Annotated in this window: 16 protein-coding genes; 10 read left to right on the top strand and 6 right to left on the bottom strand. The window is 70.4% G+C overall.

Annotated features, from left to right (window positions below; translation table 11 throughout):
- The first annotated feature begins 939 nt into the window (after positions 1-939).
- From RWP81_RS03200 to RWP81_RS03170, 7 genes are all read left to right on the top strand, one after another.
- A complete protein-coding gene (locus RWP81_RS03200; protein WP_314452201.1) occupies positions 940-2,016 on the top strand; it encodes a BMP family ABC transporter substrate-binding protein in 1,077 nt (358 codons plus the stop codon).
- Between the two features lie 150 nt (positions 2,017-2,166).
- The gene (locus RWP81_RS03195; protein ID WP_055958590.1) at positions 2,167-3,684 is read left to right on the top strand and encodes an ABC transporter ATP-binding protein; all 1,518 of its coding nucleotides are present in this window, start codon (positions 2,167-2,169) and stop codon (positions 3,682-3,684) included.
- Complete coding sequence (locus RWP81_RS03190) at positions 3,681-5,009, top strand: ABC transporter permease (protein WP_399540541.1); 1,329 nt, start codon at positions 3,681-3,683, stop codon at positions 5,007-5,009. The genes RWP81_RS03195 and RWP81_RS03190 overlap by 4 nt, the downstream gene beginning before the upstream one ends.
- Positions 5,006-6,283, top strand: coding sequence for an ABC transporter permease (locus RWP81_RS03185; protein WP_314452196.1), 1,278 nt, complete (start codon positions 5,006-5,008; stop codon positions 6,281-6,283). Before RWP81_RS03190 ends, RWP81_RS03185 begins: the two co-directional genes overlap by 4 nt.
- Positions 6,284-6,317: 34 nt before the next feature.
- Positions 6,318-6,719: a cytidine deaminase gene (locus RWP81_RS03180; protein WP_055834370.1), complete on the top strand. Its 402-nt coding sequence runs from the start codon at positions 6,318-6,320 to the stop codon at positions 6,717-6,719.
- A complete protein-coding gene (locus RWP81_RS03175) occupies positions 6,716-8,008 on the top strand; it encodes a thymidine phosphorylase (protein ID WP_314452193.1) in 1,293 nt (430 codons plus the stop codon). The genes RWP81_RS03180 and RWP81_RS03175 overlap by 4 nt, the downstream gene beginning before the upstream one ends.
- A 23-nt stretch (positions 8,009-8,031) precedes the next feature.
- Positions 8,032-9,138, top strand: coding sequence for an adenosine deaminase (locus tag RWP81_RS03170; protein ID WP_055958574.1), 1,107 nt, complete (start codon positions 8,032-8,034; stop codon positions 9,136-9,138).
- Positions 9,139-9,238: 100 nt separating this feature from the next.
- Here the strand turns inward: RWP81_RS03170 and RWP81_RS03165 are convergent, their stop codons facing one another.
- Together RWP81_RS03165 and RWP81_RS03160 are read right to left on the bottom strand one after the other, a co-directional pair.
- Entirely contained in the window at positions 9,239-9,913 is a 675-nt protein-coding gene (locus tag RWP81_RS03165; protein ID WP_314452189.1) for a response regulator, read from the bottom strand.
- Entirely contained in the window at positions 9,910-11,484 is a 1,575-nt protein-coding gene (locus RWP81_RS03160; RefSeq protein WP_314452186.1) for an ATP-binding protein, read from the bottom strand. The genes RWP81_RS03165 and RWP81_RS03160 overlap by 4 nt, the downstream gene beginning before the upstream one ends.
- Before the next feature lie 169 nt (positions 11,485-11,653).
- Here RWP81_RS03160 and RWP81_RS03155 point away from each other — a divergent pair, with 169 nt between their 5' ends.
- The 3 genes from RWP81_RS03155 to RWP81_RS03145 are packed head-to-tail and all read left to right on the top strand — an operon-like array spanning position 11,654 to position 14,892.
- Positions 11,654-12,670, top strand: coding sequence for a tripartite tricarboxylate transporter substrate binding protein (locus tag RWP81_RS03155; protein ID WP_314452184.1), 1,017 nt, complete (start codon positions 11,654-11,656; stop codon positions 12,668-12,670).
- A complete protein-coding gene (locus tag RWP81_RS03150; RefSeq protein ID WP_314452182.1) occupies positions 12,667-13,218 on the top strand; it encodes a tripartite tricarboxylate transporter TctB family protein in 552 nt (183 codons plus the stop codon). Before RWP81_RS03155 ends, RWP81_RS03150 begins: the two co-directional genes overlap by 4 nt.
- 12 nt (positions 13,219-13,230) lie before the next feature.
- Complete coding sequence (locus RWP81_RS03145) at positions 13,231-14,892, top strand: tripartite tricarboxylate transporter permease (protein WP_314452180.1); 1,662 nt, start codon at positions 13,231-13,233, stop codon at positions 14,890-14,892.
- Between the two features lie 78 nt (positions 14,893-14,970).
- Here RWP81_RS03145 and RWP81_RS03140 read toward each other — a convergent pair whose 3' ends face one another.
- From RWP81_RS03140 to RWP81_RS03125, 4 genes are all read right to left on the bottom strand, one after another.
- The gene (locus RWP81_RS03140; protein ID WP_314452178.1) at positions 14,971-15,783 is read right to left on the bottom strand and encodes a class C sortase; all 813 of its coding nucleotides are present in this window, start codon (positions 15,781-15,783) and stop codon (positions 14,971-14,973) included.
- Positions 15,784-15,914: 131 nt separating this feature from the next.
- Positions 15,915-17,429: a SpaH/EbpB family LPXTG-anchored major pilin gene (locus RWP81_RS03135; RefSeq protein ID WP_314452176.1), complete on the bottom strand. Its 1,515-nt coding sequence runs from the start codon at positions 17,427-17,429 to the stop codon at positions 15,915-15,917.
- Between the two features lie 71 nt (positions 17,430-17,500).
- Positions 17,501-21,805 carry a hypothetical protein gene (locus tag RWP81_RS03130; protein WP_314452174.1) on the bottom strand — a complete coding sequence of 1,435 codons (4,305 nt, stop codon included), beginning with the start codon at positions 21,803-21,805 and terminating at the stop codon, positions 17,501-17,503.
- A 385-nt stretch (positions 21,806-22,190) separates the two neighbouring features.
- On the bottom strand, positions 22,191-22,961 hold the full coding sequence (locus tag RWP81_RS03125; RefSeq protein ID WP_314452172.1) for an alpha/beta hydrolase: 771 nt from the start codon (positions 22,959-22,961) through the stop codon (positions 22,191-22,193).
- Positions 22,962-23,072: the final 111 nt, after the last annotated feature.

Raw genomic sequence — 23,072 nt, 5'->3', positions numbered from 1 at the left:
CCCTGCTCGTCACGACGACCGAGAACGCCCAGCGTGTCAAGGGCGTCGTCGACGCCCTCAAGCTCACGGGCCGCGGCGACGTTCTCTGAAGAGCGAATCAGGCAGACGTCACGTAAATCGCGGCGCCCACCTCGGGTAGATGACCTCGGTTGTGCCGGCGCCACTCACCTTCGTTGCCAACACGTGGCGGATTCCGCGCTACGTAACGCGTCGGTAGCGGCTCAATAGGCGAGTTCGCCCCGCTCGCAGTGAGCGGGGCGAACTTGGCAAAATTGTTACGCCGCACTCCTGGTGTAGAACGCCCAGCCAGCGCCGCCTCCGACGTAGTAGCACGCCTTCGCGACTCGAACGTAAGAGTTGTTGTAGGCGGGACTCGAAGATGAAGCCTCGCAGGCGGCTTTCGTCGAGTACGGACCGTGCTGCGTCAAGGTACCAGCCGCTTGCGCGGCCGACGGCGCTCCCAAAGCCCCGGCGCAGACGAGAATCGCGGCCAGCATCCCAATAGTTTTCTTGCGCATAATTGCCCCCCTGGGCTTATGTCGGTCAGCTGTCGACGGGTGTCGACGGGCAGAACGTAGCATGTCTGCCGCAGCGCCCAAGACCTCGCCACCGACGTGGGGCGGGCGGTCCGCGAACGGTAGTCCGTGACATGCCGCTTCGCTCCGAGATCTCCCCATGGCGACCGAGACCGCGCACCGCTTGACAGCGACACTCGGTGTCATGAACGTGGGCTGTCAGTTTCAGAGACCTCGGGTGTGGCAACGAGATAACGCGAGATTGCGTCTTTGTAACCATTGCCGCGCACGGCGGCTCCTGGCGCACGAGCCCGGCGACACACTAGGTAACGTGACGGGATCGTCCCCCGAACCCGTTGGGGGCATCCGTCTTGGAGGACCCCTCGTGAAGACCACGAAGAAGGCCGTCGTCAGCGGCTTCGCCATGATCGGCGCCGCCGTGCTGCTCGCCGGTTGCGGCGCAGCGCCCGAGAGCAACGGCGCGAGCGCCGGAGCCGGGGGTGACGTCGTCGACGGTTTCACCCCGTGCCTCATCTCGGACGAGGGTGGCTGGAACGACAAGTCGTTCAATCAGTCCGCCAAGGAAGGTATGGACCGTGCCGCCGAAGAACTCGGCGTGAAGTCCGTCGAGGTCGAGTCCAGCTCCGCCAACGACTACGCCCCCAACCTCGAGAACCTCGTCGCCGAGGGCTGCACCGTCATCATCTCGGTCGGTTTCAAGCTCGGTGCGGACACCGTCGCCTCCGCCACGGCCAACCCGAACCTCCAGTACGCCATCATCGACGACCGGGCCGACACCGACAACGACGGCGAGACCGACGCCCCGAACATCAAACCTCTGTTGTTCGACACGGTGCAGGCCGCGTATCTCGGTGGCTACGCCGCCGCCGCGTACTCCGCCGAGGCCGGCGTCAACAAGGTCGGCACGGTCGGTGGCATCCCCATCCCGCCCGTCACGATCTTCATGGACGGCTTCGTCGACGGCGTGCAGAAGTACAACGAGGACAAGGGCGCCAGCGTCCAGACCTTCGGCTGGGATGTCGCCGCGCAGAATGGTTCGTTCACCGGGGCCTTCGCGGCCAACGACGCCGCGAAGCAGGCCGCGCAGGGCCTGCTCGACCAGGGTATCGACGTGCTCCTGCCCGTCGGCGGCCCGATCTACAGCAGCGCCGCCGACGCCATCCGCGACAGCGGTGGCACGAGCGTCATGCTCGGTGTCGACTCCGATCTGGCGCAGGCCGACCCGGCTGTGTCCGACCTCGTGCTCACCTCGATCCTGAAGCGCATCGACCAGGCTGTCTACGACTCGGTCCTGGCCACCGCGAAGGGCGAGTACGACGCGACCCCGTATGTGGGCACCCTCGAGAACGAGGGCGTCGGCCTGTCGGGCTTCGGCTCGTTCGAGAGCGCGCTGCCCTCGGGTCTCACCGATGAGATCGAGGCTCTTCGCCAGCAGATCATCTCCGGCGAGATCACCGTCACGTCGCCCAGCTCGCCGTAATCCGAGCTCACCCCGACCGCGCTCCGCCGATTCCCTTCCGGCCGGATCACGAGCGGGTTTGAGATACTCGACCGCGGTCGGTCGGACCAGCAGTCCGACCGACCGCGGTTTCTTTCCGTCCCTCCCAACGTCTCGAATAGGGTGCACAGCATGAAGCTCGAACTCCGCGGCATCACCAAGCGGTTCGGGTCACTGGTCGCGAACGATCACATCGATCTCGTCGTGCGACCGGGTGAGATCCACGCTCTCCTTGGAGAGAACGGTGCCGGCAAGTCCACTCTCATGAACGTCCTCTACGGCCTCTACCAGGCCGATGAGGGCGAAATCCTGCTGGACGACGCCGTTCAGCGTTTCCGCGGACCGGGCGACGCCATGTCCGCGGGAATCGGCATGGTGCACCAGCACTTCATGCTCATCCCCGTCTTTACGGTCGCCGAGAACGTCATGCTCGGACACGAGAACACCAAGGCACTGGGCGCGCTCGATCTCAACGCCGCCCGCCGCCATGTGCGCGAGGTCGCTCAGCGGTTCGGCTTCGAGGTCGACCCCGACGCCCGCGTGGGCGACCTGCCGGTCGGTGTCCAGCAGCGCGTCGAGATCATCAAGGCGCTCTCGCGCGACGCGAAGGTGCTCGTGTTCGACGAGCCGACCGCGGTGCTCACTCCGCAGGAGACCGACGATCTCATGGCCATCATGAGGCAGCTGCGAGACGAAGGGACCTCCATCGTCTTCATCACGCACAAGCTGCGCGAGGTGCGCGAGGTTGCCGATCGCATCACGGTCGTCCGTCTGGGCAAGATCGTCGGCGAGGCCGAGCCCACCGCCAGCAATGCCCAACTCGCCTCGCTCATGGTCGGCCGCGCGGTCGAGCTGACCGTGCAGAAGGACGCGCCGAAGGCGGCGGCGTCCGGGGGTCTTTCCATCCGGAACCTCCGTGTCGTGACTCCGGAGGGCACCGTCGTCGTCGACGACGTCGATCTGGACGTGCGTCCGGGGGAGATTCTCGCCGTCGCGGGCGTGCAGGGAAACGGTCAGACAGAGCTCGTCGAAGCCATCGTGGGCCTCGCCGACCGGGTGACCGGCACAATCAGCCTCGACGGAACAGACCTGGTCGGCAAGAGCGTCCGCGCCATCCTCGACGCCGGCGTCGGGTTCGTCCCCGAGGACCGGAAAGAAGATGGTCTCGTCGGCGCGTTCTCGGTTGCGGAGAACCTCATCCTGGACCGCTCCTCCGATCCGGCGTTCGTCTCGGGCGGCACGATCCGTCGGGGCTCGCTGGGCGAGTTCGCTCGTGACCGCATCGCCGAGTACGACATTCGCACGCAGTCGGCATCCACCCCGGTGGGCACTCTGTCGGGCGGCAATCAACAGAAGGTCGTCATCGCCCGTGAGATGAGCCGACCGCTCAAGCTCTTCGTGGCGGCGCAGCCCACCCGTGGCGTCGACGTCGGCTCCATCGAGTTCATCCACAAGCAGATCGTGGCCGCACGCGACGCGGGCGTGCCCGTGATCGTCGTGTCGACCGAGCTCGACGAGATCGCGGCCCTCGCCGACCGCATCGCGGTCATGTACCGCGGCAGCGTCGTCGGCATCGTGCCCGGTGACACCCCGCGCGACGTGCTCGGGCTCATGATGGCGGGCGAGAAGCCCGCGGAGGAGGCAGCGTGAGCGGCCACACCCCCAGCGCCGGCGGCGCCGGTGAGACCGGGATCCCGCCCGAGCAACTGCCGATGGCCTCGGGTCCGCTAACCGGTCATGCACCGGTCGAGACGCCCCCGCCGCCGCGCACCAATCAGTTCCTCACCGAGTTGCTCCGGTCCTCGTGGATCACCACCGTGCTCGCCGTGGTGGCCGCCATGATCGTGGGCGGTGTGCTGATGGCCGTGACCAACGAAGACGTGCGCACCGCGTCGGGCTATTTCTTCGCTCGACCCGGCGACATGATCAGTGCGGTGTGGAACGCCGTCTACGGCGGGTACGAGGCGCTGGTCCGCGGCGCAGTGTTCAACGCTCGGGGCGCCGACTTCGCCACGCAGATCCGACCGCTGACGAACACGCTCGGCTTCGCCGCCCCGCTGATCGCCGCCGGTCTCGGGGTGGCGCTGGCTTTCCGCGTCGGGCTGTTCAACATCGGCGGCCGAGGTCAGATCCTCATCGCGTGCGCCTTTGCGGGACTCGTCACCTTCAACCTCGATCTGCCGATGATCGTGCAGCTGCCCCTCACCTTGGTCGTCGGCATCGCCGGCGGAGCGCTCTGGGGCGGCATCGTGGGCCTTCTGAAGGCCCGCACGGGAGCGCACGAGGTCATCCTGACGATCATGCTCAACTACGTCGCCTACTACCTGGTGACGTGGATGGTGCGAACCCCCGGACTGTTGCAGCGCCCCGCCGGCGACCAGCCCATCTCGGCCGCCACACCCGCGAGCGCCCAGTTCCCGGAGCTTTTGGGGCCGCAGTTCCCCCTGCTCGACTTCGGCTTCGTGATCGTCGTGGCTGCCACGGTGTTCGTGTGGTGGCTGATGGAGCGTTCGAGCCTCGGCTTCCGTCTGCGCGCCGTGGGTGAGAACCCCCACGCCGCGCGAGCAGCCGGTATCTCGGTGCCGCGCATGTACATCTACGCGATGCTGTTCGCCGGAGGCCTCGCGGGGCTCGCGGGCATGAACCAGATCCAGGGGTCGGTGACTTCCGGCTTCGACGGGCTCATCGACGCCGGTATCGGCTTCGATGCGATCACCGTGGCACTCCTGGGGCGTAGTCGTCCGTGGGGCGTTTTCGCCGCTGGCATCCTGTTCGGCGCCCTCAAATCGGGGTCGTTCACCATGCAGGCTTCGCAGGGCATCCCCGTCGACATCGTGCTCGTCGTGCAGGCTCTCATCGTGTTGTTCATCGCGGCGCCGCCGCTGGTGCGCACGATCTTCTTCCTCCCCAAGAGCGAGGCCGAACGTGCGGCCAAGGACCGTGCCAAGGCGGCCAAGAAGGCGGTGGCGGCATGACCGCGACGCATCTCGCGGATGACGCGATCCAGCTGGCGACCGTGCGGGTTCGCCACATGAAACTGGCCGTGAGCCTCGCCGTCGTGACGGTGCTGCTCGGCCTGTTGTTCGCCCTCGTTCCCCGTGACGGGCAGAGTACGTTCCGGCTGGGCGACCCCGCGTCCGACATCGACCTGGGCAGCGTGGCGGTGCCCACCTCGGCCACGAGCTGGGGTGTGCTGGTCGTCCTCGTCCCATTGACGGCGTGGGCCGTGTGGGATGCCGTCGGCTACCGCCGCACCGCGCTCTGGCTTCCCGTGGCGTTCGGTGTGCTCGCGGTCTTCGCCTTCCTCACCTGGGCTGCGGCCGACGGGCTCGTACCGGTCACAGGCCTGTTGTTCGGCGCGCTGTCGCTGTCGGTCCCGTTGATCTTCGGGGCGCTCGGTGGCGTGATCGGCGAGCGCGTGGGCGTCGTCAACGTCGCCATCGAGGGGCAGTTCCTCTTCGGTGCGTTCAGCGCCGCGCTCGTGGCATCCCTGACCGGGAATCCTTTCCTCGGTCTGATCGCCGCCATGCTCGGCGGGGTGCTCGTGGCCTTCGTGCTCGCGGCGTTCTCGATCAAGTACCTCGTTGACCAGGTGATCGTCGGTGTGGTGCTCAACGTGCTCGTCACCGGTCTCACCGGCTTCCTCTACGGCGCCCTGCTCGTGCCCAACGAAGACGTGCTCAACCGCCCGGAGCGATTCCCCCGCTGGGAGATCCCCCTGCTCGGCGACATCCCGATCATCGGACCGGTGCTCTTCAACCAGACCTTCATCGTCTACCTGATGTACGCGGTCGTCGCGGTGGCCGCGTGGGGCCTCTACCGCACGCGGTGGGGCCTGCGTCTCCGCGCCGTCGGCGAGCACCCGCAGGCCGCCGACACCGTCGGTATCAAGGTCAATTCGAGCCGGTTCTGGAACGTCTCGCTCGCGGGCGCCATCGCCGGTATCGGCGGCGCGTACTTCACCCTGGTCTCGGTCGGTCAGTTCACCAAGGAGATGACGGCCGGACTCGGCTTCATCGCCCTGGCCGCGGTCATCTTCGGCCGCTGGGACCCGATCCGCGCGACGCTCGCCGCCCTGCTGTTCGGTTTCGCGACCAACCTGCAGAATCTTCTGACGGTGTTGCGCACTCCCATCCCCAGCGAGTTCATGCTGATGCTGCCCTACATCGTGACCATCATCGCGGTGGCCGGTTTCGCGGGACAGATCCGCGGGCCGGCAGCAGCCGGAAAGCCCTACATCAAGGGCTGACACCCTTCCCCACGAGAGGACCCCTCACACCACGATGACCGACATCGACTGGGACGAACTCCGTTCCGCCGCGACGGATGCCATGCACCGCGCGTACGCGCCCTACTCCCGCTTCAAGGTGGGCGCCGCAGCGCTCGTCGCCGACGGCCGCATCGTCTCGGGGTGCAACGTCGAGAACGCCTCCTACGGGGTGACGCTGTGCGCCGAGTGCGGTCTGGTGTCCGAGTTGCACATGTCGGGCGGCGGCCAGCTGGTCGCGTTCGTCTGCGTCGACGGCGAGGGCCGCACCCTCATGCCGTGCGGACGGTGCCGACAGCTGCTGTTCGAGCACGCCATCCCCGGCATGCTGCTCGAGACGGTCAGCGGCATCCGCACCATCGACGAGGTGCTGCCCGACGCGTTCGGCCCGCGTGAGCTCGAGGAGGCCGCCCGATGACCACCGTGCATCCGCACGACGCGGTCGAGGTCATCCGCACGAAGCGCGACGGGGGCGCCGTCTCGGAGTCCGCGCTGCGCTGGCTCATCGAGCACTACACGAAGGGCTACGTCTCGGACGCCCAGATGGCGTCGTTCGCGATGGCGGTGCTGCTGCGCGGCATGGAGCGCGACGAGATCCGGGTGATGACGGATGCCATGATCGCCTCTGGCGAGCGCATGGATTTCTCATCGCTCGGCAAGCCGACGGTCGACAAGCACTCCACCGGCGGAGTGGGCGACAAGATCACCCTGCCGCTGGCGCCCCTCGTGGCGGCCTTCGGCGTGGCCGTGCCGCAGCTCTCGGGCCGCGGCCTCGGGCACACCGGCGGAACGCTCGACAAGCTCGAGTCGATCCCCGGTTGGCGCGCAGCGCTGTCGAACGACGAGATCATGGCGCAGCTCGCCGACGTCGGAGCGGTCATCTGCGCCGCGGGCACCGGGCTCGCCCCGGCCGACAAGAAGCTGTACGCACTCCGCGACGTCACCGGGACGGTGGAGGCGATCCCGCTCATCGCCTCGAGCATCATGTCGAAGAAGATCGCCGAGGGCACCGACTCGCTCGTGCTCGACGTGAAGTTCGGCTCGGGCGCGTTCATGCAGGACATCGATCGCGCCCGCGAACTGGCCCGCACGATGGTCGCACTGGGCACCGATTCGGGCGTGAACACCACCGCCCTGCTCACCGACATGAACACCCCGCTGGGCCGGGCCATCGGCAACGCCAACGAGGTGCGCGAGTCGGTCGAGGTGCTCGCCGGCGGGGGCCCCGCCGACGTGGTCGAGCTGACCGTCGCCCTCGCCCGCGAGATGCTCACCCTCGCGGGTCGCCCCGACGCCGACGTCGAGGCGGCGCTCAAGGACGGCCGTGCGATGGACGTGTGGAAGCGCATGATCCGCGCTCAGGACGGGGATCCGGATGCCGCCCTCCCGACGGCCCGTGAGACCCACACCGTCGTCGCCGAGCGTTCGGGCGTGCTCACCCGCATCGAAGCCTTGCCGTTCGGCATCGGTGCCTGGCGTCTGGGTGCCGGTCGTGCGCGGGCCGAGGACGCCGTGGTGCACGCCGCGGGCATCGATCTGCACGTCGCGGTCGGCCAGTCGGTCACCGCCGGTCAGCCGCTGTTCACCCTGTCGGCCGACGATGGCGCCCGCTTCGACCGCGCGCTCGGTGCAGTCGAGGGTGCTTGGGAGATCGGCGACGCGGCCCCCGCGGCATCCCCCCTCGTCCGCGAACGCATCACGGCGTGATGGCCGCTCAGCAAAGGAACACGATGGCATCCGACGACGTCCGCATCGGCGACCGCACGGTGCGGGACCTCCCCAAGGTGTCGCTGCACGACCACCTCGACGGCGGGTTGCGCCCGCAGACCGTGCTGGAGCTGGCCGACGAGGTCGGCCTCGAGCTGCCGGCCCGCGACGCGAAGGGACTCGGCGCCTGGTTCTCGGACCACATCGACGGAGGGTCGCTCGAGGACTACCTCGAGAAGTTCTCGGTCACGGTCGGCGTGATGCAGACGCGCGAGGGGCTCGTGCGCACCGCGAAGGAGTTCGTCGAGGACCTCGCCGCCGACGGCGTCGTCTACGGCGAGGTGCGCTGGGCGCCCGAGCAGCACCTCACGCGCGGCCTCACTCTCGACGAGGTCGTGGATGCCGTGCAGGAGGGCATCGAAGAGGGCGAGGACGCCGCCGACGCGCGCGGCCACGACATCCGGGTCGGGCAGCTGCTCACGGCGCTCCGCCACAACGACAACGCCCGCGACATCGCCGAGCTCGCCGTGTCGTGGCGCGGCCGCGGGGTGGTCGGCTTCGACCTCGCCGGCCCCGAGGACGGATTCCTGCCGTCGGGCCACCGCGCGGCGTTCGACTACCTCGCCGAGCAGTTCTTCCCCACGACGGTGCACGCCGGCGAGGGCGCGGGACTGGCATCCATCCGCTCCGCCCTCATCGACGGTCGCGCCCTGCGCCTCGGTCACGGCGTGCGCATCGCCAACGACCTCGACGTCGTCTCGCGCGAGGGTGAGGAGGTGCAGGTGACCTTCGGTGACCTGGCCCGCTGGGTGCGCGATCGCGAGATCACCCTCGAGCTGTCGCCGACGTCGAACCTGCAGTCGGGGGCCGTCACGGCGTGGGGCGACACGATGGACGCCCACCCGTTCGACCTGCTCTACCAGCTCGACTTCTCGGTCACGGTGAACGTCGACAACCGCCTGATGAGCGCGACCTCGCTCACCCGCGAGCTGGGTCTGCTGGCGCAGGCGTTCGACTACGACCTCGACGACCTCGAAGCGTTCCAGCTGAACGCTGCGGCGGGGGCCTTCCTGCCGGTCGAGGAGCGCGAGGAGCTCATCGAGATCATCTCGGACGGGTTCCAGCGCTAGCGGGTCGCGCGCGGCGCGCGTGAGTCGAGTGTCCAAGAAACGCCGTCGGCGTGGCCGGCATCCGGTGTGTCTTGGACACTCAACCAGGGTGGCGGGGTGCTCAGGCGGCGGCGACTGTGTACCGCGTGCTCGGTCGCCCGGCGGTGGTGTAGTCGAGGCTGCGCGCGCACCCGCCGTCGTCGGCGAGGTGCTCGAGGTAGCGGCGGCAGCTCACCCGCGACAGGCCGAGGTGGTCGGCGACCTCGGCCGCACTCGCCGATCCCAGTTCGGCCAGGGCGGCGCGCACCAGATCGAGCGTCGGACGCGACAGCCCCTTGGGCAGGGGGCGCTTCGTCACGGGCCGCAGCACCGCGTCGACGCCCTGCTGGTCGAGTGAGCCCGCGACCGCGGCGGAGGCTCGACGCTCGGCCAGGACGTCGTCGATCCGCGTGTGCAGCTCACCGGCCGTGAACGGCTTGACCAGGTAGTGCTGCACCCCCATCAGCCGCGCCGTGCGCACGGTGTCGACATCGCGCGCCGCTGTCACGGCGATCACCTCCGGTTGCACGAGCGAGCCGTCGGCGCGCACGGAGCGCAGGGCGTCGAGGCCCGAGAAGCCCGGGAGGTGCACGTCGAGCAGCACGAGGTCGGGGTGGAGCTCGGCCACCGCTGACACGGCATCCGGTCCGCTGCCCGCCGTGCCGACGAGTTCGCACCCCGGATGCGCCGAGACGAACCGGCCGTGCAGGGACGCCACGGCGGGGATGTCGTCGACGACGAGAACGCGCAGTATCACGACACCCTCTCGGCCACGGGGAGCACCACCTCGAACCGCGCGCCGCCGAGCGGTGAACGCTCGACCCGGGCGTCACCGCCCCGGCGGCGGGCGACGCGTCGGACGAGGGCGAGGCCTATGCCGCGGGCGCGGGCGTGGGTGGCCTTCGTGCTCACGCCCTCGTCGAACACGTGCGCGCGGAGCGCGTCGGGAACGCCGGCTCCGCTATCGTCGACCCGCACGCGCACCGCGGAGTCGGTGGCATCCACCGTCACCCGCAACCGATCGCCGGGGCGGCACGCCTCGAGGGCGTTGTCGACGAGGTTGCCGACCACGGTGATGAGATCGCCGGTCGACTCGGGTGGGGGAGCGCCGTGCGCGACGACCTCGAGAGCGACGTCGAGTTCGCGGGAGCGGGCGATCTTGACCGACAGCAACGCGGTCAGCTCGCTTCCGAGGGCTGCGGCATCCGGTCCCGGATCCAACGGGCCCCCCGGTCGCACCTGCGCGATGAACTCCCGCGCGTCGTCCCAGGCGCCGAGTTCGAGCAGGCCCGACACGACGTGCAGCGAGTTGGCGAACTCGTGCGCCTGCGCGCGCAGCCCCTCGGTGAGCGACTGCTGCCCGTCCATGCTGCGGAGGGCCTCGTGCAGCTCGGTGTGATCGCGCAGCAGCAGGGTGCCGCCCACCACGCGGCCGCGGTCGTCGCGCAGGCCGGTCGACCGCGCGATGACGGGGCGTTCTCCGGCCAGCACCAGTCGCCCCTCGGGCTCGCCGTCCTCCATCACCTGCAGGAGGGGCCCGTCGAGCGTCTCGTCGGCGCGACGCCCGCTGAGCGTCCCCCGCCCGATGAGGCGCTCGGCGGCGTCGTTGGCGCTGGTGACGATGCCGCGGTGGTCGACGCGGATCACGCCCTCGCTGAGGCGGTGCAGCATCGTTTCGCGCTCGCCCACCAGCTCGGCGATCTCATCGGGTTCGAGCCCCAGGATGCGGCGGCGGATGAGGGCGGCGACCCACGCGGCGCCGAAGACCCCGGCCACCGCGGCACCGCCGAAGGCGAGGAACAGGCCCGGCAGGCGCGCCTGCAGATCGGCGGCGAGCTCTGATTCGAGCACTCCCACCGACACCGAGCCGATCACGGGGGCGCTCTCGTCGTCGCCGTCGGCGTAGACCGGCACCTTCACCCGGTAGGACTCACCGAGCGTCCCCGTCTCGGTGCCCGACCACACCTGTCCCGACAGGGGGATCGACGGGTCGGTCGACACGCTCTCGCCGATGCGGTCAGGGTTCGGGTGCGACAGACGGATGCCGTCGAGGTCGGTCACCACGACGTAGGTCAACGCCGACGCCTCGCGGATGACCTCGGCCACGGGTTGGATCGCCACCGAGGGGTCGGGGTCGTCGAACGCCTCGACGATGACGGGCAGGCGCGCGATCGACAGCGCCACCCCGACCATGCGCTCGCGGTAGGAGTCGCGGATCGCGCTCTCTTGGATCCAGACGGTGACGATGCCCGCGCCAAGGGTCACGACGCACACGATCAGCGCCTGCAGCAGCAACAGCTGCAGTCTCAGCGACAGTGCTCGGACCACGGTTCATTCTCCCTCGCCGCCCGCGTCGGGCGTAGGCCGGCGTGCGACCAATAGTTGCCGAAGTCGTCGTTAGTTGCACAAGCGCGACGGCCGACTTCGGTGCTGTCTACGGTGAGCCATCAGCGGGGAGGCGACGGCGCCTCCTCGAACTCGAAGAGGAGTACCGCGCATGCGTCGCACCACCATCGCCCTCGTCCCCCTGGCAGCGCTCTCGCTCGCAGCCCTCACCGGCTGCAACCCGCAGGGTGCGGGCGCCGGGGGAGCGGCCGCCTCCGACGACGCCGCCTCGATCGACTCCGTGAACATCGTCGTCCCCGCCGACCCGGGCGGCGGCTGGGACCAGACTGGCCGCGCCGTCTCGGACGTGCTCACCGGTGACGGCCTGGTCGGCACCGCGGCGGTCAGCAACGTCGGTGGCGCCGGCGGCACCGTCGGCCTCGCCTCGCTCGCGAACGAGCGCGACCCGTACACCCTCATGGTCACGGGTCTGGTGATGGTCGGCGCCGTCGAGACGAACGCGGCCGAGAACCGCATCGAGGACACCACCCCCATCGCCCGCCTGACCGAGGAGCCGCTCGTCGTCGTCGTGCCCGCCGCGAGCGAGTTCCAGACGCTGAAGGACCTCGTCGACGCGGTCGTCGCCGACGGTCAGGGTGTCACGATCACCGGTGGCTCCGCCGGCGGCGCCGACCACATCCTCGCGGGACTCCTGCTCGAGGAAGCCGGCCTCACCGGCGCCGACATCACCGAAAAGCTCAACTACGTGCCCAACGCCGGTGGCGGCGAGGCCGTGTCGCTGCTGCTCGGCAACAACGCCGCGGCCGGCATCTCGGGCGTGGGCGAGTTCGCCGAGTACGTCGAGTCGGGCGACCTGCGCGCCCTCGCCGTGTCGAGCGAGGAGGCGGCCACGCTGCTGCCCGACGTTCCCACCATGACCTCCGAGGGCTTCGACGTCGTCTACACCAACTGGCGCGGCCTGCTCGCCCCCGGCGGGATCAGCGAAGCGGATGCCGCGGGCCTCACCGCCCTGGTGACAGACATGCACGAGTCGGGTGCGTGGCAGACCGTGCTCGAGGAGCGCGGCTGGACCGACGCCTTCCTGACGGGTGAGGAGTTCACCTCGTTCGTCGACGAGAACATCGTCGACGTGTCGGGGACGCTGAAGAACATCGGGTTGGTCTCGTGACGACCACCGAGACACCGGGGGCGGACACCGTCCGTCCCCGGTGGGGCGCCGAGCGCGTCGGCAACGCGATCTTCGCGGGCGTCGTGTTCGGTCTCGGTGTCTTCGCGCTGGTCGGGGCCTTCGCCATCCGCGTCCCCGCGGGTCAGGCCATCGGCCCGCAGGTGTTCCCCTTCGCCGTGGCGGTGATCCTGCTCGGCTCCGGTGCAGCGCTGGTGATCTCGGCCCTCCGGGGCCAGGTGGCGCCGCGCGAAGAAGGCGAAGACATCGACCCGGATGCCAAGACCGACTGGTGGACGATCCTCAAGCTCGTCGCGCTCCTCGTCGCCGTCCTGCTGCTGCTCGAACTGCTCGGCTGGTGGATGGTCGCGGCCCTCCTGTTCGGCGGCGTCGCCTGGACGCTCGGGGCGAAGCGCCCCTGGGTGGCCTTCCTCGTCGGGCTCGTCATCGGCATCGGCACCCAGCTCCTCTTCGGAGAGGGCCTGGGCCTCTTCCTTCCTCGCGGGGCCGCCTTCGACTGGTGGTACGGCCCCGGACCCCTGTTCGGCTAGGAGACCGTCGACATGGATTCTGTGAACTCCCTCCTGGAGGGCTTCGCCACCGCGCTGCAGCCGGAGTACCTGCTGTTCGCGCTGCTCGGCGTGGTCATCGGGACCGCGGTCGGGGTGCTCCCGGGTATCGGCCCGGCCATGACCGTGGCACTGCTGCTGCCTCTGACCTATACGCTGTCGCCGACGGCGGCGATCATCACCTTCGCGGGCATCTACTACGGCGGGATGTATGGCGGCTCGACCACCAGCATCCTGCTCAACACCCCGGGTGAATCGGCATCCGTCATCACCGCCATCGAGGGCAACAAGATGGCCAAGCTCGGTCGCGGGGCTGCGGCCCTGGCGACGGCGGCGATCGGCTCGTTCGTGGCCGGCACCATCGCCACGGTGCTGCTGACCCTCTTCGCCCCCCTGCTCGCGCAGTTCGCGGTCAACCTCTCACCGGCCGACTTCGTCGCCCTCATCGTGGTGGCCTTCATCACCGTCGGTGCGTTGCTGGGCTCCTCGCCCGCCCGCGGACTGGCCTCGCTCGGCATCGGCCTGCTCGTCGGGCTCATCGGCACCGAGGCGACCACCGGCCAGGCGCGGTACACGATGGGCGTGCTCGCGCTGTCGGACGGTGTGAGCGTCGTGCTCGTGGCCGTCGGGCTGTTCGCGGTGGGCGAGACCCTCTACGTCGCCGCGCGCCTGCGGCACGGACCGATCCCGGTGATCCCGGTCACGCGGGGCTGGCGCAACTGGATGACGCGCGAGGACTGGCGGCGCTCGTGGAAGCCGTGGCTGCGCGGCACCTTCATCGGCTTCCCCGTGGGCACCATCCCCGCCGGTGGAGCGGACGTGGCGACCTTCCTGTCGTACGCGAGCGAGAAGAAGCTGTCGAAGAACAAGGGGCAGTTCGGTCGCGGAGCGATCGAGGGCGTCGCCGGCCCCGAGGCGGCCAACAACGCCGCCGCGGCGGGCGTGCTCGTGCCGCTTCTCACCCTGGGACTTCCGACGACGGCCACCGCGGCCATCATCATCACGGCCTTCCAGTCGTACGGCATCCAGCCCGGGCCCCAGCTGTTCCAGAACCACGGCGACCTGGTGTGGGCGCTCATCGCGAGCCTGTACATCGGCAACGTGCTGCTCATCGTGCTGAACCTGCCGCTGGCGGGACTGTGGGTGAAGGTGCTGCAGATCCCGCGGCCCTACCTCTACGCCGGCATCCTCACCTTCGCGGTGCTGGGCGCGTACGCGGTGAGCTTCTCGACGCTGGACATCGTCATCCTGCTGATCGTCGGCGCGCTGGGGTACTTCATGCGGCGCTTCGGCTTTCCGATCGCGCCGCTCATCGTGGGGTTGATCCTGGGGCCCATGGGCGAGCAGCAGCTGCGCAAGGCGCTGCAGCTGAGCCAGGGCAACGTCGCCGATCTCGTGCTGCACCCCTTCGCCGCGTCGGCGTACGTGCTGCTGGCGGTGTTCCTGGTCGTGGGTCTGTGGCTCAAGCGTCGTCAGAGCCGTTTCGAGCGGGCGCTCGAGGCGTCGCTCGCCGCCACCGAGGGGCACCCGCAAGCCGGGGTCGACCACCTGTGGGAGTCGGGCGAGCGCCCGACCGATGTGCGCACCGAGTCGATCCGCGCGGAGCTGGCCGCCGAGAAGGCCCGCGCCGCCCGGGACGAACCGTCCCGCGAGTAGCGCGCCCCCGCGCCCCGAGTGTCCAAGACACGCGGATGCCGAGTCCTGGCATCCGGAGTGTCTTGGACACTCGTGCGTTCACCGCCGCCGCGGAGGGCGACCGGCCCACCAGACGTAGACGGACGCGGCGAGGAGGGCGGCCGCGAGGACGAAGATCCACCAGGGGAACGTGGGGATGTCGGGGCGGGCGCCCGCGCCGTCGAGCTCGGACTGGGGGGTGGGGATCACCCTCTCGCCCGTCACCAGGATGCGGTGGCTGTTCACCCCCAGCGGGGTGCAGGTGACGAGGGTCACCAGGTCGCGGCCCACCACCGGGGCGAGGGATTCGGTGTCTTCGGGCTCGACGACGCGCGTGTCGACGACGCGGTAGACGAGCACCTCGCCGAAGACCTCGATGGTGAAGGTGTCGTCGAGGCCGACCCGGTCGAGATGGGTGAACAGCTCCGCCGTCGCGAGACCGCGGTGAGCGGTCAGCACGGAGTGCGTCGTCTCGCCGCCCACCGGCAGCGCGGTTCCCTCGAGATGACCGACCCCCTCGTACAGCACCTGCTCGCTCGTGCCGTGGTAGACGGGCAGGTCGACGTCGATGGCGGGGATCTTCAGCCGCGCCATGAGGCCCGCGGCATCCGATCGCAGCTGCTCGGCGTAGTCGCTGGTCTGGTCGGGGGAGTTGGCCAGGGGGAGGCGTTCGTTCGCGGCGATCTCGGCTCCGCCGTCGATGAGACCGGAGTTGTACGCCCGGGCGGCGTCGAGCTGGTCGGCGAGCGTGTCGGCGCCGAGGTCGCGGATCTGGTTCGCGTACCCGTCGATGACCTGGGACTGCACGTACTGGGCGAACCAGGCGGCCACCGTCGGGTACATCAGCAGGCCCACCCCGGCGAGGGCGCCCACCGCGAGAGCGAGGGAGACGAGGGAGAGCCTCCATCTCGGACGCCGGAGGTCGCGCCGAAGCGGCGCGGAAGAGGGGGACGACGGCGCGGCATCCCGCCGCACCGTCGCCCCCCTCGTCATCGCGTGATCCCTCAGGCGGGTGCCTGCACCGCGCGGGCGCGGCGACGCGACACGACGAACGCCGCGCCGATCATGGCGGTCAGCAGGGCCGCGCCACCGACGCCGAACCACAGGCCGCCGTCGCCACCGGTGATGGGCAGGGCGAACGCGGGCACCTGGTTGTGCGCGAACTCGACGTAGTTGCGCACGGGCGCGGTCGTCGACGTCGGGCCGGGGACGACCGCGGTGAGCACGCGGTCGGGCGAGGGCAGCTGGTAACCCGTCGGGGGCACCGTCTCGCGCACCCAGTAGTTGCCGGGCGTGATGATCGGCACGACCACGTTGCCGTTCGTGCCGGTCGTCCACGTGGTCTCGCCGTTGATGACGATCGGGTTGGCGCCGTTGATGGCATCCTGCTCCGTCAGGAACACCTGGTAGACCGCCCCCGCGAGCGGCACGCGGGAGCCGTTCGAGGTGGTGTAGGCCGACACGGTGAGCTGGCCGATCGGCGTGCTACCGGTGACCGACTCGGTCGCGCCGTTGACGTTCGCCGTCGCGGTGTTGACGATGACGCCGCTGGCCGGGATCGACGTGGCGCGCGTCAGCACGTTGAACGTCACCGTTCCGCCCTGCAGACCCGCGAGGCGCGTGCGACCGGGCGCGGTGAAGTCCAGCACCAGGTTGCCGCCCGTGTTCGTGATCGTGTAGTCGGTGCCCTCGGTGAACGTCTGCGCGGTACCGGCCGCGTTGGCGACAACGACGTTGGACGGCGTGACGCCGGCGGGCACGGTGGCCGCCGTCAGGTAGGTCAGCTCGGCGGGCAGCACGTCGGTCAGCGTGAACACGTCGATGCTGTCACCGGTCGCGAGCGTCGGGATCGACGAGGCGATCGCCCACCGGATGAGGTCGGGGTTGCGCTGCTCGACGGAGCCGGCGGGCGCGGGGACGCGCGTCTTGGTGAGCTGGGTGACGGCGTTCTTGGGGTAGACGTGCACGTCGTAGATCCACTGGTTGGCGGGGGAGCCCGCGGCGCCGGTGGGCGTGGGCAGCGTCACCAGGAACGGCGCGGCCGGGTTGGTCGCGGTCGCCGGCAGCTGCGTCTCCGTGACGAGGTACACGCCGATGGGCAGGCCCGTCGGGTACAGCGCCGGGTCGGGGGAGAACGTCGCGACACCGGCGGTGTTGGATACCGACGACACGAAGCTCACCGTGTTGGGACGCTGGGCGGCCTGCGCCGGCGTCAGCGATGCGGCCTGCGTCCAGCCGGCGGCCGTGGTCAGGTCGACGCCCGACACGAGCGTCGCGGTGAACTGCGCGCCCGCCAGCGGGTCGGCCGGCGGCGTGGCCAACTGCTGGCCCGTCGACGTCGGGTTCAGCGGCGTCGAGGGTCCGAGCGCGTGCTTGTGGAGGGTGAGGGTGCGGTTGACGGTCGAGTCGATGTTGCCCGGCAGCGTCACAGCCGATGCGGGGGCGACGGCCCCGACGGCGGTGAGGGCCCCGAGCGCGAGGACGCTCAGGACGGTTGCCGCTTTCTTGCGGATGGACATGGTGGTTCCTCTCGGAAGGTGATCGGTGATGCGGAAGTGGTGTCGTCGGCGGCGTCGCGCGACGGGAGGGGTCACGTCGGAAGGCTCCCTCCCCTGCGTCTGCGATGGATCACGGCGCCCACGACGGTGAGGGCGAGCAGGAGGCCTCCGGCGATGACGAACGCGTCGGCGCCGACACCGCCCGTGAGGGGGAGGACGGGGCCCACGACGGGGGCGTTGACGAAGCGGTAGATCGCGCTCTGGCCGGCGGCGGGAGCGGTGACGCTGCGTCCGGTGACGGCTGTCCACGTGGAGCCGTCGAGCCGTTCGAGGCGGAGGGTCGTGTAGGCCAGCCGCGTCCCGGGCACGGTGGGCGCCTCCGACAGCGTGTAGCCGTGGCCCGGGCGCACCTCGAACGTGCTCGCGGCGTTGCCGGCGACGGGGTCGTACGCCGCGCCCACTCGGCTCTGCGTCGGAAGCGTCGCGCCGGCCAGGGCGGCGGGAACGGCCGTCACGGTCCAGGTGGCGGGCACGAAGCCGGGGCTCGGGGCGGTGACGTCTTTCAGCAGCGTCAGGGTCGCCGTGGCGTTCGTGACGGTGCAGGTGACGGCGGTGCCGGTGCGCAGGGTGACGTCGCTCGCGGCGGTGACGGCGACCTCGGCACCCGTGGACTCGACGCAGCGCCACACACCGACCTGCACGTAGGCGGCGTTCGTGACGGTCTCGGCCAGCCGGTAGGGGCGGGCCGGTGACACCGGGACGTTCGTCGTCGCCGCGGTCGCCGTACGACCGGTGGGTCCGGTGAGTGCGCCCGTGGGGGCGGTGGCCGACAGCGTCCAATCGGTGGCGGCGACCGAGCCCGACGACACGGTCTTCACCAGGGTGAGGGAGGTGATCGGTTGGTTGACGAGCGTGCACACGACGATCGCCGACGGCCCGACCCCGGCGATGCCGCCGCTGACCACCCCGCTCGCGGTCGTGAAGGTGACGGGCGCGACGGTGCCGTTGACCGTGCACGTGCCGCTGACGAAGGTGAAGCGGGTCTGCTGCACCTCCGAGACCGTGAGCGTGGCACGGGACGAGGCGGAGCCGAACAGCACGCTCCAGACGGCCGTTCCCGCGGCGTCGCTCGTCTGACGCGGCGCTTCGCTGGGCAGCACGGTGGCGCTGCCGGCGGTGGCTGTCGCGGCGGCGCCCAGGCTCCAGCCGGCCGCGGGCGCCGACTGGCCGGTGGCCGGATCGAGCACACGTTTGATCACCGTGACCGACGCCACGGGACTGGGGGAGTTGAAGAAGGTGCACACGACGTTGGCGCCGAAGCGGTCGGGCATGGTGACCGCGGCGCTGGTCGCTGCGGCGTTCGCGATCCGGATGCCGTCGCTCCAGCATTCGAGGCGGACCGTGTAGACCCCGATGGCCGAGGTCGAACCCGCCGCCATCGTCTCGGACACCGTCAGCGTCGACCCGATCGAGGCGGGGAAGGCGCCGACCTGCGCGGCCTGCCGACCGGTCGCGGTGCCGGCGGTCGTGGCCGTGCCCAGGGCACCGTTCGCGTCGGCGAGGGTGAGTTGGAACTGGTCGGCGCCGGCTGCCCGCCCGACCACGTTCTTCTGCACGGTGATGGTGCCGGGGCTGTTGCAGCTGGCGAGGTCGGTCGAGGCGAAGTCGATGCGGGGGGTGCTCGCGACCCGGGTCCAGGTGGTCGGGTCGAACTCGTAGGTGCTGGTGGAGCTCGAGAGGTAGACGGTGCCGCGGGGCGAGAAGGCGATGCCGTTCACGCTGCCGAAGGCCGGCGTGGCATCCAGGCCGTTCAGGGTCCGCGTCGCCGAGGTGCTGACGGCGAGGGTGCCGCCGGTGGCACCGGCCAGGGTCTCGGCGGTCACGGTGAAGATCGCGGCGCTGCTGGCGTTGTTGACCGTGGCGGCCCCGAGCACGTAGAGGTTGCCGCGGTTGTCGAAGGCCATGTCGCCGTTGCCGTTGGGGGCGGAGCCCGCGCTGAACGAGCCGAGGTAGGTGAAACGGGATGCCGCGGGGGCCGATTCGGTGAAGCTCCACGCGTAGAAAGAGCCGTTGTTGTACTTGCCGAAGAGGTAGCGACCGGTGGCCAGATCGATGGCTCCGGCGACGATGCTGCCGGGAATCACCGTGCCGGCGCGATCGGTCGTCGTGTACGCCGAGTTCGCGAGGGTCTCGAAGCCGCCGGTCGGCGTCCACTTCAGGATGGAGAGCACGTTCGCGGCATCCGTCGATCTGTTGAGGGCGTAGGCCCCGGTGCCGCCGGCGGCGACGCCCAGCGAGTTCGCTCCGGTGACGTTGCTCCACGAGCCGACGGTGGCCTGGCCGCCCACCGCGCCGTCGGCCTGGATGAGGGCGCCGTTGGCGGTCAGGCCGTAGAAGAGCCCGCTGTCGCAGAACAGGCGCGGTTGCTGCAGAGTGTTGGTGAAGGTGCAGACGACCTCGGCGCCGTCGTCCTGGGGCATGGTGAGCGGACCCGAGCGCGAGCTGCCCGCGGCGATGACCGTTCCCTCGCGCGTGCACTCGTAGGTGCTCGCGTACCCGAGCGCGACACCCGAGGTGGGTGTCTCGGAGATCGTGTACGTGGCGCCGGCTTCGACGATCTGCCGCGACACCTGCGCCGCCTGCAGCCCGGTCGCGGTGCCGGTGGTGGTCGTCGACGCGATGACCGTGCTGCCGCTGCGCACCGAGAGGGTGAACTGGTCGGTGGAGGCGAGGCGCGCCGGCAGGTTCTTGCGGACGGTGAGGCGCGAGGCGGGCGTGACGGTCAGGGTCGCGGTGTCGGGGGCGATCAGCGGGGTGACGACGTTGGAGGGGGCATTGGTGAAGGTGGCCTCGGCGGATGCCACGACGTTCACCGTGATCGTGCACGACGCGGCCGCGGCGGGCAGGTCGCCCCCGACCGCCGCGATGCTGGAGGAGCCGGCGAGGGCGGTGACGGCGAACGTCGTCCCCGTCACCTGGGCGCAGGTGCCGCCGACGGCGGGCGTCGGGGCGACCGTGAGACCGGCGGGGAGGGTGTTGGTGAACGTCCAGTCGCTCTTGGCGAGGAGGTCGGAGGTGTTGGTGATCGTGTAGGTGAGGGTCGAGGCCGTCCCGACGGGGACGCTCGCCGGGCTGAACGCCCAGTCGAGGCTCGGGGTCACATCGAGCACGCGCAGGTTGTCGACGCCGAACCCGCTGCCGACGCCGGTGGTGCTGTTGGTCACACGCACCTGGGCCGCGGCGATCTGCGTGGGGGTCAGGAGTGCCGCCGAGGGGCCCGTGAAGGTCGCGGCGCGGGCGGAGGAACCGATTGCGGGGTCGAGGAGACCGCCGGATGCCGTTTGTGCGGGGGACGTGTAGAAGACGTTGCCCGTGATCGCGCAGGGATTCACGGCGGTCGGGAACGGAGCCAGCAGCGTCGTGGCGCCCGAGAACAGGGAGAGCGAGAGCGCAGGTGCGTTGGCGCTGCAGGGCGCGGCCGCGGCGTCGAAGCGCAGCGTGTAATAGCGCGATCCGGCGGCGCTGACGGCGATCGGGCTCGATCTCTGCGCCACGGTTGTGCCCGTGAGCGCCGCATAGGGAAGGTCGACGAGCGCGTGGTTCGTGCGCGTGGTGGAGGTGGAACCGTTTGCCGGTGCGGTCGACGTGGTCGAGCCGGTGGTACCGGCGGCCACCTGGCCGAGCACATCGGCGAGGCGACGGACCTCTCGCGCCGAGGCCGTCGACACGGGGATGTTCAAAAGGGACTGACTCGGGCAGAACTGCGTGTTCGGGTAGGTCGCTGAGAAGTTCACCAGCACACCGGTGCAGTTCGAGGGTGTGGACCACCCGGGCGACGCCGTGTACCGACCGCTCGCGTAGGCCGTCAGGGCCGTCGGCGCGGTGGCGCTCAGGCCCTGCTCGAAGGTCTCGGTCCAGACCTCGGCCGGTGCCTCGGGAACGCCTGCGGCCAGGATGCCGATGCGCGCCTCGGGGGGAGCGCGCATCCGGGCGGACGTGGTGGGGTCGTCGACCGTCTCGTCCGGCGGGGAGTCGACGACCTCGGGCGCCGCCGTCGGCTCGTCGTTCGGAGCGCCCGGAGCGTCGGCGTCGTCGGCCGGGTCGGCATCGGTCGGAGGGGTCGAGGCGACCGGCTCGGGAACGGTGTCAGCGGGCGGCTCGCTGGGGGCGGGCGACGGGGTCGCCTGCTCCGAGGGAGTCGGGGTCACCTGCTCCGCACGCGTCGGCGTCACCGACGGCGCGGATGCGGTCGGCATCGGCGAGGCCGGGGGAGACGGGTTCGCGCTCGCCGCGGTCACACTCGACCCGAGAAGCATCGCCACCACGACCGCGACGATGGCGGTGGAGGCGGCCCGCGTCCGAGCGGGACGCGCGGGGGGACGGCGCGACGAGAACATGAGCCTTTCGCACGACGATGAGCGCCGTGTCGACGTGATCCCGGTGCGATTCCGTGCGATTGAAAAGGGTGGTGACCGGCTATTTGAATCGTATGAATCCGCCGGGTATCGGGGCAATTCGACGACTACTCAGCTGACTACTGATTGCGCACTACTGGGATCGCGTCCTGGTCGGGTACGGCCGAGGCTTTTCGCATCGAGGCTTGCCGCGTCCGACGGGCGGCCAGTGCCACGGGCGACCGCGCCGGTTCGTCGACGCGGCCGCACGCCGGGTGGGGCGCAGGGTGCCCGTTCGTTTACGCGGCCCTAGGCCGGTCGGGCGTAAAGCGCCGGTCCGCCGACGCGGCACACACCGGCCCGGGCGCAGGGCGACCACCCGCGCGCGTCAGGGGCGCGGCAGGAACCCGGCCAGCTCTTCCGCGATCACGCGGTCCACCTCGTCAGGCTCGGCGGTGGGCGTGCCGTCGCCGGGCTGCGGGCCGTAGGCGCCGAAAGAGGCGTGCGAGGCGCCGGGGATCTCGACGAACGTGGCCGATGCCGGCAGTTGCGCCTTGGCATCCGCGATCTTCTGCGGGGTGCTGAGGTCGTCCTCGGAGCCGGAGAGGCTGAGGACGGGAAGACCGGATGCCGACAGGTCGTTCGCACAGTACGAGGCGAACAGCACCAGCGCGTCGGCGTCGGAGGCCAACTGGCACGCGCGGACCCCGCCGAGGGAATGGCCGCCGACGGCCCACCCGGTGACGTCGGGGGCGAGCTCGGTGAACGTCGACAGGGGTCGCGGATCGAAGAAGGCGAGGTTCAGCCACGGGCGGGTGATGACGACGGTGATGCCGTCGTCGACGACCGTGTCGGCGAAGGTGGCGATGTACCCCTCGGCCTCGACCTTCGCGCCCGGGATGAACACCAGGCCCTGGCCGGTCGCCCCGGTGGTGGGGGAGAGCACGATGCCCGCCCCGTCATCGGTGATCGTCAGGTCGGGGTTCTGCGCGGCCGCGGCCAGGGGTGCGGGCTCGGCGCCCATGACCCCCACCTGGGTGTAGATCAGGATGCCGCCCACCAGCAGCACCACGATGGCGCCAAGGCCCCCGAGGGTCCAGCGCAGCCACCGGCGACGACGGCGGGGACGGGCCTCGGACGGGCGCGGGGTGTCGGTCACGTGTCGCGGGTAACCCCGCCGCCCGCACGAACGACCGCCGCGGGCGCGGCGCACGGGGAGAGGGTACCCCCGCCGCCCGCACGAACGACCGCCGCCGGCGCGGCGCACGGG

It is taken from the genome of uncultured Microbacterium sp. (assembly GCF_963521695.1).
In the GTDB taxonomy this organism is placed as follows: Bacteria; Actinomycetota; Actinomycetes; order Actinomycetales; family Microbacteriaceae; genus Microbacterium.
The sequence above is the reverse complement of the archived record's forward strand: the minus strand, read 5'-3'. Positions and strand labels throughout refer to the sequence as shown.

Coding starts and splice junctions, on each gene's coding strand:
- RWP81_RS03135 (WP_314452176.1), bottom strand. CDS start 17,429: ATGTCCATCCGCAAGAAAGCGGCAACCGTCCTGAGCGTCCTCGCGCTC.
- RWP81_RS03180 (WP_055834370.1), top strand. CDS start 6,318: ATGACCGACATCGACTGGGACGAACTCCGTTCCGCCGCGACGGATGCC.
- RWP81_RS03200 (WP_314452201.1), top strand. CDS start 940: ATGATCGGCGCCGCCGTGCTGCTCGCCGGTTGCGGCGCAGCGCCCGAG.
- RWP81_RS03185 (WP_314452196.1), top strand. CDS start 5,006: ATGACCGCGACGCATCTCGCGGATGACGCGATCCAGCTGGCGACCGTG.
- RWP81_RS03195 (WP_055958590.1), top strand. CDS start 2,167: ATGAAGCTCGAACTCCGCGGCATCACCAAGCGGTTCGGGTCACTGGTC.
- RWP81_RS03175 (WP_314452193.1), top strand. CDS start 6,716: ATGACCACCGTGCATCCGCACGACGCGGTCGAGGTCATCCGCACGAAG.
- RWP81_RS03155 (WP_314452184.1), top strand. CDS start 11,654: ATGCGTCGCACCACCATCGCCCTCGTCCCCCTGGCAGCGCTCTCGCTC.
- RWP81_RS03145 (WP_314452180.1), top strand. CDS start 13,231: ATGGATTCTGTGAACTCCCTCCTGGAGGGCTTCGCCACCGCGCTGCAG.
- RWP81_RS03130 (WP_314452174.1), bottom strand. CDS start 21,805: ATGTTCTCGTCGCGCCGTCCCCCCGCGCGTCCCGCTCGGACGCGGGCC.
- RWP81_RS03170 (WP_055958574.1), top strand. CDS start 8,032: ATGGCATCCGACGACGTCCGCATCGGCGACCGCACGGTGCGGGACCTC.